We start from the raw sequence: 12,674 nt of genomic DNA, 5'->3' as shown, positions 1-12,674 counted from the left end.
GCGCTGAACTGTCCGTTCAGAGAAGCGTGGCGTACTTGTCCAGCAGCGGCAGCACGACCTCGGCCGGCCCGCTGGGCAACGTGGCCACCGCTTCCTCGACCCCGAGCCCGGCGAAATACTCCAGTTTCTCCTGCGTGGGCCGCGTACCGAAGGGGATGACCTTCGCCATCGGCCGCCCCGCCTTGTCGCACGCCTCGCGCAGCGCCGGCAGCGCGGCCTTGATCCCGTGCCCGCCGATCGGCATCCACCCCTCGGCGTACTCGGCGACGTGCGCGAACAACTTCGCCCCCGCGGCCCCGCCCACGTAGACGGGCAGCCCGGCCAGCGGCTTGGGCCAGGACCAGCAGGGTTCGCACCCGTCGATGGAGGCCACCTCGTCGCGCCACAACGCCTGCATGGCCAGCACGTTCCGCCGGGCCACCTCGCGCCGCCGCCCGTACGGGACCCCGTGGTTCTCGATCTCCTCCACGTTCCACCCGAACCCGACCCCGACCACGACCCGCCCGCCCGACAACCGGTCGAGGGTGGCGATGGCCTTGGCGGTGACGATGGGCTCGCGCTGGGCGGCGAGCAGGATGCCGGTCCCGACGCGCAGGCGGCTGGTCGCGGCGGCGGCGAAGGAGAGGGCGACCAGGGGGTCGAGCGTGCGCCGGTACTCGTCGGGCAGCTCGCCCGCCCCTCCCGGGTACGGCGTGCGCCGCGAGACCGGGATGTGCGTGTGCTCGGGCACGTACAACGAGTCGAAGCCGCGCTCCTCCGCCGCCCTGGCCAGGTCCTGCACCGGCATGGCCAGATCCGTGGTGAACATCGTGACCCCGAGCCTCATGCGACCCCCAAAGGCAGCGAACCAAGCGATTGCTCGGTTAAGATTTCCAGAGTACCTTGCAGAAGACCATCCCGCGGAAAGAGGTCCCCGGTGAAGTTTTCTATCTTCCTGAATCCGCAAATTCCAGGCTCTGGTTACGCGGCCGAGCAGAATGCCAAGGCCAAACGACCCATCGGGCGCGACACGGAGTCGTACCAGAGGCTGCTGCACGAAGTACGGGAGATAGCCGTCCACGCCGACCAGCTCGGGTTCGACGCGCTGATGATGACCGAGCACCACTTCCACTCCGAGGGCATGGAGTTCTCGGTCAACCCGCTGATGTTCCTCACCGACCTGGCCGCCAGGACCGAGCGGATCCTGCTCGCGCCGCTCGGCCTCGTGCTGCCGGCCTGGGACCCGATCCGGGCGGCGGAGGACGTGGCGCTGCTCGACCAGTTCTGCAAGGGCCGGCTGCGGCTGGGGGTGGCGCGGGGCTACCAGAACCGCTGGATGAACGTCCTGGGCCAGCGCTGGCACGCCGCCGCCGCCCGCTCCGACGGCTCGGCGAGCGACACGCGCAACTTCGACGTCTTCGGCGAGGTGCTGAAGATCATGAAGCTGGCCTGGACGGAGGAGACCCTCCGCTACAAGTCGGACGTGCTCGACTACCAGGTGCCCTACCCCTACGAGGGCATCGAGGGCTGGCCGGCGCTGGAGTGGACCAAGACGTTCGGCGCGCCGGGCGAGATCTCCGAGGACGGCAAGGTGCAGGCCGTCTCCGTCTGCCCCCGGCCGTACCAGAACCCGTACCCCGAGCTGTGGCAGCCGTTCACGATCTCCGACCGGTCGGTCATCAGGGCCGCGCAGGAGAACATCCTGCCGTGGATGTTCACCCCCAACCCGGACGACCACGCCGCCAAGGCCAAGCTCTACCAGGAGGAGTCGGCCAAGCAGGGCCGCCACTACAAGCTGGGCGAGCACACCGGCATCCTCAAGATCGTCGGCATCTCGGACACGACCGAGGACGCCATCAACACCTTCGGCCGCAGCATCCCCAAGGACTTCGCCGCGTTCTTCGGCCCGTTCGGCTACCTGGAGGTGCTGCGGAAAAAGGAGGACGAGAAGCACAAGCCCATCTCCCCGGAGAAGGGCGACGCCAAGCGCATGAACGACGTCGAGATGGCGCTGTTCGGCACGCCGGACGACGTCAAGCGCGGGATCCAGCGCATGCTCGACCGGATGCCGGACCTGGAGTGGTTCGGGCTGTACATGCAGGGCCAGCAGGGTGTGCTGCCGCTCGACACGGTCAAGCGGAACCTCGAACTGTTCGCCACCAAGGTCGCACCGGAGTTCCGATGAGATTCTGGCTGGGAGCCTCGTTCGTCGACACCGACCAGTTCGTCGAGCTCGCGCGGGCGGCCGAGCGCTGCGGGTTCGACACGCTGACGCTGTCCGACCACCTCTTCTACACCGACTTCGCCTCGCCGTACCCGTACTCGCGGTCGGGGCGGCCGCGGTGGGACGCGCGTACGCACTGGCCGGACGTCTGGGTGACGATCGGCGCGATGGCGGCGGTGACGAGCACGCTGCGCTTCTCCCCCAACGTCTACATCGCGCCCGCCCGCGACCTGTTCACCGTGGCCAAGCAGGTCTCCACGGCGGCGGTGCTGTCGAACGGGCGGGTGACGTTCGGGGTGGGGGTCGGGTGGTGCAAGGAGGAGTTCACCGGCACCGGCCAGGACTTCCACACGCGCGGGCGGCGCCTGGACGCGATGCTCCCCGTGCTGCGCTCGCTGTGGGCGGGCGAGACGGTCACGATCGAGGACCTCCCGCCGCTGTCGATCTCACCCACCCCGTCCGGCCCCATCCCCGTGTACGTGGGCGGCGACAGCGAGGCGGCCCTGCGGCGCGCGGCGCGGCTCGGCGACGGCTGGATCGGCAACCGCATCTACACCGAGGAGCAGTTCGACGGCGTGCTCGACGCCCTGCGCGGCCACCTCGACGCGAACGGCAGGACCGGCGAGGGCTTCGAGATCATCGCCCCGCTCGCGGTGATGCCGGACGCGGACACCTACCGCCGGTTCGCCGCCAAGGGCGTGACGGGGACGATGGCCGCCCCGTGGTGGCTGGCCACCCCCGAGGAGAAGGCCCGGTACGGCGAGGGCACGCTGGACCTCAAGATCGCCACCATGGAGCGCTTCGCCGAGGAGGTCATCGCGAAGATGTGAGCCCGAGTCCGGCCACGGCAGGCCGCGGGGTCGCCGGCCTCGCCGATCAGCCGGAAGGAGACGGCGGCGGCGTGCCGGTCGCCGAAGGCCCGCTCCAGCAGCGCCGACCGGCCTTTCACCCGGACCACTTTCCTATGAGGAAAGTAGATGCTACTTTCCTCATAGGAAAGTAGCCGACTTCCGGGGGGAACGTCCCATGAACCCGCACGACGCACAGAATTCGCTCGACGACATCCACCGCCTCCAGGACAGGACCCGGGAGGAGATCGTCCGCCAGAGCTTCACCCTGCCCCGCGTGATCATCTCGGCGCTCGGCCTGTTCGTCGCGTTCTCGACCATCGACCTCCCGCGCCCCTGGAACCTCAGCTTCATGGTGCTCGGATTGGCCGTGTACGCGGGGGTGGGAATCGTCTGCGAGCACCGGGCCTCGGTCCGCCGGAAGACCACCACGCAGGAGGCCCTGTTCCACGGCGGGCTGATCGCCTGCATCATGGTGGCCTTCGCCGTCGGCCGGATCGCCGCCTTCGCGCTGTTCGACCTGCCTCCCCACGGGCTGCTGTCACAGGCCGCCGGGGGCGCGATCGTGGCGGCGGTGGCGTACGTCGCGGCCACGCCGCTGAACCGCTCGGTGCTGAAGTCGATCGTCCAGCAGGGCGGGCGCGCCTGATGGACCCGCTCTTCGACGAGTTCCTGCACGTCCCGGCGCGGCTGTCGATCGTGGCCCTGCTGGTGCCGGCCGAATGGGTGGACTTCGGCTTCCTCAGGGACTCCGTCGGCACCAGCGACTCGGCGCTGTCCAAGCAGGTGTCCGCGCTGGCCGCGGCCGGATACGTCACCGTGCGCAAGGACCAGGACAAGCGGGCGCGGCGCACGTACGTACAGCTCACCCCTCATGGACGGCTCGCCTTCCAGCGGCACGCCGCGGCCCTGGAGCGGATCGTCGCCCTCGCCCGCGAGTCCGCCGAGTAGCCCGCGCCCGGCCCGCGCCCAGTGCCCGTTCCAGTGCCCGGTCCTCGGCGCCGGGCCGGGAACGATAGCCTCATCTCGTGCTCGAAAAGATCGCGGCCACCCGCTATGTGACCCCGTTGCGGGAGGGCGGGTCGCTGCCCGGCGTCGTCGAGGCCGACGACCTCGGCACCTACGTCGTGAAGTTCCGCGAGGCCGGTCAGGGCCGGCGGGTGCTGGTCGCCGAGATCATCGCCGCCGAGCTGGGCCGCCGCCTCGGCCTGAAGACCCCCGAGCTCAAGCTCATCGACCTCGACCCGCAGCTCGGCATCAGGGAGCCGGACGAGGAGGTGCAGGACCTGCTCAAGGCCAGCACCGGCCTCAACCTGGCGGTCGACTTCCTGCCCGGCGCCCTCGGGTTCGAGCCGCTGGCCTGGGTGCCCGACCCGCTGTTCGCGGCCAGGGTGGTGTGGTTCGACGGCCTCATCCACAACATCGACCGGAGCTGGCGCAACCCCAACCTGCTGATCTGGCACCGCGACACGTGGCTGATCGACCACGGGGCCGCGCTCTGGTTCCACCACAACTGGCGCACCGCCGACCCGCAGCGGCCGTTCGACGCGGGCGATCACGTGCTCGCGCCCTACGCCGGCGACGTGGCGGCGGCGGGCGAGGAGCTGGCGGAGAAGATCACGACAGAGCTGCTGGAGACGGTGACGGCGCTGGTGCCGGACGAGTGGCTGGCCGGGGAACCGGGCTTCGACTCCCCCGACGACGTGCGCGCGGCGTACGTCGAACATCTGCTCCAGCGGGCGCACGGTCCCCGCGAGTGGCTCACCAGTCAGCAGCCCAAGGGGCACAAGACGGGTCCGGGGTCGGTCGGCGAGTTCTGGCGGGGAGGCGGCGACCGATGACGAGGGACGTCTACGAATACGCGACGATCCGCGTGGTGCCCAAGGTCGAGCGGGGCGAGCTGATCAACGCGGGCGTGCTGCTCTACTGCCAGCCGCGCGACTACCTGTGCGCCCGGGTCGAGCTCGACCCGGGCCGGCTGCGGGCCCTCGACCCGGGCGCCGACGTCGACGGGGTGCGGCGGGCGCTCAGCGCGTACGAGCTGGCCTGCGGCGACGAGTGCGGCCCGCTCGCGGGCGAGCCGCTGGGCGGCAGGTTCCGCTGGCTGACGGCACCGCGCAGCACGATCGTGCAGACCGGGCCGGTGCACGCGGGCCTGACCACCGACCCCGGCACCGAGCTGGCCCGGCTGTTCGACAAGCTCGTACGCGTCTAGCGCTGACGGAGGCCGGCTCTGGCGGAGCCGACTCTGGCGGAGGCGGCCGCGACGCGGAACTCGGCGGGCTAGCTCTGGCGGAACGCCTCGGTGCTGGCCGCCGCCCACTCCTCGAACGTGCGCGGCGGCCGTCCCGTGACCTGCTCGACGGTGGGCAGCACTACCGACTCGTCCAGCTCACCGCGCGCGAAGAACCCGAGGAACACCTCGGCGTACGCCTCCGGCATCCCCGCGAGCAGTTGCTCCCTGGCCTCGGCGTCGGTCAGCCCCTCGAACCGCAGCTCCCTGCCCAGCGCCGCTCCCAGGATCCGCACCCGGTCGGCCGGGCGCAGCGCCTCGGGCCCGGTCAGCCCGTAGACCTGGCCGTCGTGCCGCCCCTTCTCCAGCAGGGAAGCGGCGGCCACGGCGGCGATGTCGAGCGGGTCGACGGTCGCGACGGCGACGCCGGGGAAGGTGTCTCGCACGACATTTCCGGCTCTGATCTGGTCGGCCCAGCGGAGCGTGTTCGACATGAACGTACGCGGCCGCAGGATCGTCCACGGCACCCCCGACTCCCGTACCAGAGCCTCGGACTCCACGTGATACTTCGAGATCGGGTTGCCCAGGTCGGCGGCCTCCGCCGCGCTCGCCGACAGCAGCACCACGTGCTCGACCCCGGCCCGCGACACGGCGGCCAGCGTCTCGTCCATCCGGTCGTAGCCGCTCAGCAGGAACACCCCGCGCACCCCGCCCAGCGCGCCCGCCACCGACTCGGGGTCGTTCAGATCACCGAGGTGCAGGTCGGCCGGCAGGTCGACCTCGCGCCGCACCAGAGCCCGGACCGGCTCGCCCGCCCCGGCCAGGGTGCGCACCAGCGCCCCGCCCGCGTTCCCCGTGGCACCCGTAACAAGGATCATGCCCCGGATGCTAGAACAAAACGGACATGAAGGTGTCGACCTCGTGGAAGCCCACCTTCCGGTAGACCGCCCGCGCCGAATGGTTGAAGTCGTTGACGTAGAGCGAGACCACGGGGGCGAAGCAGCTCATCGCGGCCTCCACCACGGCGGCCATCCCCGCCACCGCGTGCCCCTTCCCCCGCAGCTCGGGGGCCACCCAGACGCCCTGGATCTGGCAGGCGTGCGGCGTGACGGCACCCACCTCCGCCTTGAACACCACCCGCCCGTCGTCGATCCGCGCGTACGACCGCCCGATGCGGATCAGCTCGGCCACCCGGGTCCGGTAGAGCGCGCCGCCGTCACCGAGGTTCGGCGAGACCCCGACCTCCTCGGTGAACATCGCCACGCACGCCGGCAGCAGGATGTCGAACTCCTCCGGCCGCACCCGGCGGACGAGCGGATCGGCCGGCACGGGTGACTTGCGCGAGGTCGCCATGACCGGTTGCGCCCAGCGGATCGCGCGGGCGCGCCCCCAGTGCGGCTCCAGCCGCTCCCACAGCAGGGAGACCGCGTCGACCGGGCCCACGATGGACGAGCACCGCCGCCCCTGTTTGCGGGCGCGGTCGGCGAACGCGTGCACGGCCTCGGGACCGGCGTTGACCGGCACCATGTTGGCGCCGGCGTAACAGAGTGACACGAGGCCGCCGCGCGTCCCGAATCCCCACATCTGCCCGCCGAGCCTCGCCGGGTTGAGTCCGACGGCCCGCACCCGGGAGGAGACGAAGACGTTGGCGACCGGGTCGGAGTCCAGCAGTGCGAGAACTTCGTCCCGGTCGTTGTCGTCGAGCACGCGCGACGCCGATGTACGCAGCATCACACGGTCAGACTACGCGAAGGGTTACCGATTAACTCATCCGGCAATGCCCACGGTAACCCTTTCTTGACATCAGCCGGCGCTGAGCCTTTCCAGCACGCCGAGAATGCCGAGGAGTTCGTGGGTCTGAGGGCTCCCCGACGTCATGTGCGCGGCCGGACGGGGCTCGGGCGGCGCGGCGCACTTCGCGCCGCGGCCCGGCAGCTTGCCGTCCCGCAGGTACGCGGCCAGGTGTCCGTCCATGCACTGGCTGCCGGTCAGCGAGACTCCGTGGTTGCCGCCGCCGTCGAGCACCATGCGGGCGCGCGGGAAGCGCTCGGCCATGTTGAGCGCCCCCTCGTACGGGGTCGCGGCGTCGTACCGGGACTGGAGGATGAGGAACGGCGGCAGCTTCGGCGACGCCTTCACCGGCACCGGCGTGCCGCCCTTGACCGGCCAGAACGCGCACGGGGCGTTGAACCAGGCGTTCGGCCAGGTCAGGAACGGCGCCTTGCGGTGCATCGCGGTCATGTCCGTCCGCCACCGGTCCCACTGGCGCGGCCACCGGGCGTCGCGGCACTGGACGCCGAGGTAGATGGCGTAGCCGTTCTCGTCCGCGGCGTCGTTCTTGCCGTGCCTGTTGTAGATCTCGGTGAGGCCCGTGACGTCGCCCTGGCGTACGTAGGAGGACCAGGCCTGGGCGAACTGGGGCCAGATCTTGTCGCTGTACCCCGCCACGGTGAAGGTGTCGTCGAGCTCGCTCGGGCCCACGACGCCGCCGGCCGGTCGGGCGCGCAGCCGGTCGCGCATCGCGTAGTAGGCGAACGACGTCTGCTTCGGCGTGGCGCCCAGCTTGTAGACGTCGTGGTGCTTCGCGGTCCAGGCGAGGAACTGGCGGTGGCGGCGTTCGAAGGCGCGGTCCTGCTTGAGGTTCGACTCGTACCAGACGCCGGTCGGGTCCACCGCGCTGTCCATCACCAGGCGCTTGACGCGGTGCGGGAAGAGGGTGGCGTAGACGGCGCCGAGGTAGGTGCCGTACGAGTAGCCGAGGTAGCTGATCTTCTCCTCACCGAGGGCGGCCCGGATCACGTCCATGTCCCTGGCGGAGTTCTCGGTGGTGAGGTGCGGCAGCAGCCAGGACCAGAAGTGGCCGCAGCGCTGGGCGTACTCGGCGGCCCGGCCCAGCAGCACTCGCTCCTCCGCCTGCCCGTGCGGCACCTGGTCCGGCCTCGGGGCCTTGTAGTACGTGGCCGGATCCACGCAGTGCACCGACGGCTCGCTCCCGCCGACGCCCCGCGGGTCGAAGCCCACGATGTCGTACCGCTCGGACACGTCGGCGGGCAGTGACGTGGCCACGAGCTCCGTCAGATCCCGCCCCGACGACCCCGGCCCCCCGGGATTGAGCAGCAGCGTGCCCAGATGGTTGGCATCCCTGGACACCTTGGCCTTGATCCGGTTGAGCGCGATCTCGATCGACTGCCCCATGGGCTCGCGGTAGTCGAGCGGCACGCGTACGGAGGCGCATTCGAGCGCCGCCGACGCGGTCTTCCCCGCCACCTTCGGGCAGGCCCCCCACACCACGGCCGCCGGCGCCCCTCGATTGGCCACCGCCGCCCCATCCGCGCCGCCCACCCCGGCGACGAGCACCACCAGTCCGGCGACAACCCCAACTACCCGCTTCACCCGGCCCCCTTCACTTTCATAGGCGTTGCGATATTCCCCTAAGTGACAGGGCGATGACGGTGGGTATGGGGAAACGCTTGCCATTCTGTAATCGTCGGATGGCATGCGGTAACCGACCGGCGAGCCGGCATCCTGCGAGGAGGTCTTCGGACCGGCGAGCCACACCGAAATCAGCCGCGTGAGATGTGCGGGCGAAATACATTCGCTCGCCTCACCGTGCCCTCGCTAGGGTCACGCGGATGCGTGACGTTCCGCTGCCCGTGCTGTGGCTGTCGGGGCCGACCGGGGTCGGGAAGTCCTCGGTCGGCTGGGAGGTGTTCGCGCAGCTCACTCGTGATGGCGTCAAGGCGGCCTTCGTCGACACCGACCAGATCAGCCTGTGCTACCCCATGCCGGAGGCGATGACGCATCGCGTCCGGGCGCGGAGTCTGGCGGCGATGTGGCCGCATTTCCGGCTGGAGGGGATGCGGTGCCTGGTTCTTTCGGGTTTCGTCGACACGCTTGAGGAGGTGCGCGAGTACACGGCCCTGCTGCCCGAGGCCGCGTTCACGTTGTGCCGGTTGCGGGTCGACAGTGCTGAGCTCAGGGAGCGGTTCCTCGGGCGGGGGTGGCGGCCGGAGCTGGTGGCGGAGGCGGTCGCGGAGGCCGGCAGGCTGGACCGGAGCGAGTACGCCGACCTGGTCGTGGACACCGGTGGCCTGGCGGTGTCCGAGGCGGCTCGGCTGGTGCGGGAGCGGGCCGAGGGGTGGCCGGGCGACCTCTCCGCGGCCGGGCACGGGCTCGGTCCGCGGCCGGCGGCGGCTGCCGGTTCCGGGGCGGTGCCGGTGTTGTGGCTGCGCGGTGCCACGGCGGTCGGCAAGTCGACGGTCGGCTACGAGATCTTCACGCAGGTCTGCCGGAGCGGCGTGCGGGCCGCCTATGTCGACGTGAAGCAGATCGGTGCGCTGCGGCCCGTCGCGGATGACGATGTGGACGGTCATCGCCTCAAGGCGCGCAACCTGGCGGCCGTCTGGGCCGGGTATCGCGCGGCGGGGGCCCGGTGCCTGGTCGTGTCCGGGGAGGCCGACTCCGACGACACGGTACGGCGCTACGCCGCCTTGCTGCCCGGAACCGCGTTGACCGTGTGCCGGCTGGATGCCGGGCCGGCGACGCTGGCCGAGCGGGTGGCGCGGCGTGGGCGGGGCGGCGGGCCGGCCATACCGGGTGACGAGTTGAGGGGGCTCGGCCCGGAGGCCCTGCACCGTGCCGCCGAGCGAGCGGCGCGGGAGGCCGCGGCGCTGGACCGTACCGGGGCCGAAGGGCTGTGCGTCGACACCGATGGCCGGTCGGTGGAGGAGGTGGCGGCGGACGTGCGGCGGCGCGGCGGCGATTGGCCGGACCTGGGCCGGATCTGGACCGGCCGATGAGGGCGCACGGTGTGAGCCCGGGCGCCGAGCCCACACCTTCCGCTGGACGGGACGTCAGCCGACCGTGACCGTGGGGCCGGAGTCCTCCTCCAGGTCCACCTCGACGCCCATCTCGTCGGCCAGGCGCAGGGCCTCCTCGATCAGGGTCTCAACGATCTGCGACTCCGGCACGGTCTTGATGACCTCGCCCTTGACGAAGATCTGGCCCTTGCCGTTGCCCGAGGCCACGCCGAGGTCCGCCTCGCGGGCCTCGCCGGGGCCGTTGACGACGCAGCCCATCACGGCCACCCGGAGCGGGACCTTCATGCCCTCCAGGCCGGCCTGGACCTGCTCGGCCAGGGTGTAGACGTCGACCTGGGCGCGACCGCACGACGGGCAGGAGACGATCTCCAGGCCGCGCTCCCGCAGGCCGAGCGACTCCAGGATCTGGGCGCCGACCTTGACCTCCTCCACCGGAGGGGCCGAGAGCGAGACGCGGATGGTGTCGCCGATGCCCTCCGCGAGCAGGGCGCCGAAGGCCACGGCGGACTTGATCGTGCCCTGGAAGGCCGGGCCGGCCTCCGTGACGCCCAGGTGCAGCGGGTAGTCGCACCTAGCGGCCAGCAGGCGGTAGGCGTTGATCATCACGACCGGGTCGTTGTGCTTGACCGAGATCTTGATGTCGCGGAAGCCGTGCTCCTCGAAGAGCGAGCACTCCCAGAGCGCGGACTCCACCAGCGCCTCGGGGGTGGCCTTGCCGTATTTCTGCAGCAGGCGCGGGTCGAGGGAGCCGGCGTTGACGCCGATGCGGATCGGCACGCCGGCGTCGGACGCCGCCCGCGCGATCTCGCCGACCTTGTCGTCAAATTTCTTGATATTTCCGGGGTTGACCCGGACAGCCGCGCAGCCCGCCTCGATGGCGGCGAACACGTACTTCGGCTGGAAGTGGATGTCGGCGATCACGGGGATCTGCGACTTCCTGGCGATGATGGGCAGCGCGTCGGCGTCGTCCTGGGACGGCACCGCCACGCGTACGATCTGGCAGCCGGACGCCGTGAGCTCGGCGATCTGCTGCAACGTGGCGTTGACGTCGGCGGTGACCGTCGTCGTCATCGACTGCACCGAAACCGGGGCGTCGCCGCCCACGGGCACGCTGCCGACCATGATCTGGCGGGAGTGGCGGCGTTCGGCCAGCGGCTTGGGGCGGACTGTCGGGATGCCGAGAGCTACAGAAGACATTTCAACCCTTAATGTGACGACGCTTTCCAGTTTAGGTAGCTAGCGGGACTGCCCGGATGTGAGTTCGGCCGCACGGGCCCGAGCCCAGGCGTCGGCCGCCAGCACCTCTTCGACGGAGTCGGCGGGAGTCACCTGGTGCTCCTCGACGACCTTGGCCACCGTGTCGACGATGGCCAGGAACGGCAGCTCGCCCCGCATGAACGCGTCGAGGCACGCCTCGTTGGCGGCGTTGTAGACGGCGGGCGCGGTGCCGCCCTCGGTGCCGACGTGCCTGGCCAGCGCGACCGACGGGAACGCCACGTCATCGAGGGGCTCGAACGTCCACGTGTGCGCCCTGGTCCAGTCGATGGGCCGGGCGGCGCCGGGGAGGCGGCGGGGATGGCCGAGCGCGAGCGCGATCGGCAGGCGCATGTCGGGCGGGCTGGCCTGGGCGATGGTCGAGCCGTCGACGTATTCGACCATGGAGTGGATGATCGACTGCGGGTGCACCACGACCTCGATCCGGTCGAAGCCAAGGTCGAACAGCAGGTGCGCCTCGATCACCTCCAGCCCCTTGTTGACCAGGGTGGCGGAGTTGATCGTGATGACCGGGCCCATGGACCAGGTGGGGTGGGCCAGCGCCATCTCCGGCGTGACGTCGGCCATCTCCTCGCGCTTCATGCCCCGGAACGGCCCGCCGCTGGCGGTGATCACGAGTTGCCTGACGCAGGAGGGGTCGTAGCCGTCGGGGCCGGCGGCCCACAGGCACTGCTGCACCGCCGAGTGCTCGGAGTCGACCGGGAGGATCTGCCCCGGCCGGGCCAGCCGCTTCACCAGCGGCCCGCCGATGATCAGCGACTCCTTGTTGGCCAGCGCGAGTGTCCTGCCCGCCTCGAGCGCGACCAGGGTGGAGGTCAGCCCGAGCGCGCCGGTGATGCCGTTGAGCACCATGTCGCACTGCCACCCGGCCACCTCCGCGACCCCTTCGGGACCGCCGAGAACCGTGGCGCCGGCGCCGTGCGCCGCCAGCGCCTCCTTCAGCTCGGGCACGACCGAGGCGTCGGCCACCGCCACCACCTCGACACCGAACTCGGCCGCCTGCCTGGCCAGCAGCTCGACCTTGCCGCCCCCGGCAGCCAGCCCGGCGACCTTGAACCCGCCGGGGTTGGCGGCGACGACGTCGAGGGCCTGGGTGCCGACCGAACCGGTGGAGCCCAGCACGACGACGGAGCGGAGGGTCTCTTCATGCACCCGTCCATTGTCCCCGCTGTGCGGCGCGCTCGGGCACGCGGCACCGGACGTCCTAAAATTCCCCTCCTTATGTGACACGAGGTGAGCCAGTGAATTCATGCCGGAATATTGCTATATCGGTATGCGCAAATCTTGAGAAATCT

Annotated in this window: 13 protein-coding genes; 7 read left to right on the top strand and 6 right to left on the bottom strand. The window is 70.8% G+C overall.

The window, feature by feature from the left end; all coding sequences use genetic code 11:
• Window positions 1-16 precede the first annotated feature (16 nt).
• The gene (locus tag ACBJ59_RS42040; RefSeq protein WP_375115692.1) at window positions 17-826 is read right to left on the bottom strand and encodes a TIGR03619 family F420-dependent LLM class oxidoreductase; all 810 of its coding nucleotides are present in this window, start codon (window positions 824-826) and stop codon (window positions 17-19) included.
• Between the two features lie 90 nt (window positions 827-916).
• On the opposite strand from ACBJ59_RS42040, the gene ACBJ59_RS42035 reads away from it, so the two are divergent.
• The 6 genes from ACBJ59_RS42035 (at window position 917) to ACBJ59_RS42010 (ending at window position 5,266) form a co-directional block, all read left to right on the top strand.
• Window positions 917-2,164: an LLM class flavin-dependent oxidoreductase gene (locus ACBJ59_RS42035; protein ID WP_375115691.1), complete on the top strand. Its 1,248-nt coding sequence runs from the start codon at window positions 917-919 to the stop codon at window positions 2,162-2,164.
• Window positions 2,161-3,033 carry a TIGR03619 family F420-dependent LLM class oxidoreductase gene (locus ACBJ59_RS42030; protein ID WP_375115690.1) on the top strand — a complete coding sequence of 291 codons (873 nt, stop codon included), beginning with the start codon at window positions 2,161-2,163 and terminating at the stop codon, window positions 3,031-3,033. Before ACBJ59_RS42035 ends, ACBJ59_RS42030 begins: the two co-directional genes overlap by 4 nt.
• A gap of 196 nt (window positions 3,034-3,229) precedes the next feature.
• Complete coding sequence (locus tag ACBJ59_RS42025) at window positions 3,230-3,700, top strand: hypothetical protein (protein ID WP_375115689.1); 471 nt, start codon at window positions 3,230-3,232, stop codon at window positions 3,698-3,700.
• Complete coding sequence (locus ACBJ59_RS42020; RefSeq protein ID WP_375115688.1) at window positions 3,700-4,002, top strand: winged helix-turn-helix domain-containing protein; 303 nt, start codon at window positions 3,700-3,702, stop codon at window positions 4,000-4,002. Before ACBJ59_RS42025 ends, ACBJ59_RS42020 begins: the two co-directional genes overlap by 1 nt.
• 77 nt (window positions 4,003-4,079) lie before the next feature.
• Window positions 4,080-4,892, top strand: a complete 813-nt coding sequence (locus ACBJ59_RS42015) for a HipA family kinase (protein WP_375115687.1) — start codon at window positions 4,080-4,082, stop codon at window positions 4,890-4,892.
• Window positions 4,889-5,266: a DUF3037 domain-containing protein gene (locus tag ACBJ59_RS42010; protein WP_364131792.1), complete on the top strand. Its 378-nt coding sequence runs from the start codon at window positions 4,889-4,891 to the stop codon at window positions 5,264-5,266. The genes ACBJ59_RS42015 and ACBJ59_RS42010 overlap by 4 nt, the downstream gene beginning before the upstream one ends.
• 68 nt (window positions 5,267-5,334) lie before the next feature.
• Here the strand turns inward: ACBJ59_RS42010 and ACBJ59_RS42005 are convergent, their stop codons facing one another.
• The 3 genes from ACBJ59_RS42005 to ACBJ59_RS41995 form a co-directional block, all read right to left on the bottom strand.
• Window positions 5,335-6,162 (bottom strand): NAD(P)H-binding protein, encoded by an 828-nt coding sequence (locus tag ACBJ59_RS42005; protein WP_375115686.1) that lies wholly within the window; start codon window positions 6,160-6,162, stop codon window positions 5,335-5,337.
• Window positions 6,163-6,172: 10 nt separating this feature from the next.
• Complete coding sequence (locus ACBJ59_RS42000) at window positions 6,173-7,015, bottom strand: GNAT family N-acetyltransferase (protein ID WP_364131834.1); 843 nt, start codon at window positions 7,013-7,015, stop codon at window positions 6,173-6,175.
• Between the two features lie 72 nt (window positions 7,016-7,087).
• Complete coding sequence (locus tag ACBJ59_RS41995) at window positions 7,088-8,677, bottom strand: alpha/beta hydrolase (RefSeq protein WP_375115685.1); 1,590 nt, start codon at window positions 8,675-8,677, stop codon at window positions 7,088-7,090.
• Window positions 8,678-8,916: 239 nt separating this feature from the next.
• On the opposite strand from ACBJ59_RS41995, the gene ACBJ59_RS41990 reads away from it, so the two are divergent.
• Window positions 8,917-10,083: a hypothetical protein gene (locus ACBJ59_RS41990; RefSeq protein ID WP_375115684.1), complete on the top strand. Its 1,167-nt coding sequence runs from the start codon at window positions 8,917-8,919 to the stop codon at window positions 10,081-10,083.
• Between the two features lie 54 nt (window positions 10,084-10,137).
• Here ACBJ59_RS41990 and ispG read toward each other — a convergent pair whose 3' ends face one another.
• Window positions 10,138-11,301, bottom strand: coding sequence for a flavodoxin-dependent (E)-4-hydroxy-3-methylbut-2-enyl-diphosphate synthase (ispG, locus tag ACBJ59_RS41985; protein ID WP_375115683.1), 1,164 nt, complete (start codon window positions 11,299-11,301; stop codon window positions 10,138-10,140).
• 39 nt (window positions 11,302-11,340) lie between these two features.
• Window positions 11,341-12,531 (bottom strand): 1-deoxy-D-xylulose-5-phosphate reductoisomerase, encoded by a 1,191-nt coding sequence (dxr, locus tag ACBJ59_RS41980; protein ID WP_375115682.1) that lies wholly within the window; start codon window positions 12,529-12,531, stop codon window positions 11,341-11,343.
• Between the last annotated feature and the right edge of the window lie 143 nt (window positions 12,532-12,674).

Source organism: Nonomuraea sp. MTCD27 (assembly GCF_041950495.1).
In the GTDB taxonomy this organism is placed as follows: domain Bacteria; phylum Actinomycetota; class Actinomycetes; order Streptosporangiales; family Streptosporangiaceae; genus Nonomuraea.
This window is presented reverse-complemented; position numbering and strand designations above follow the sequence as displayed.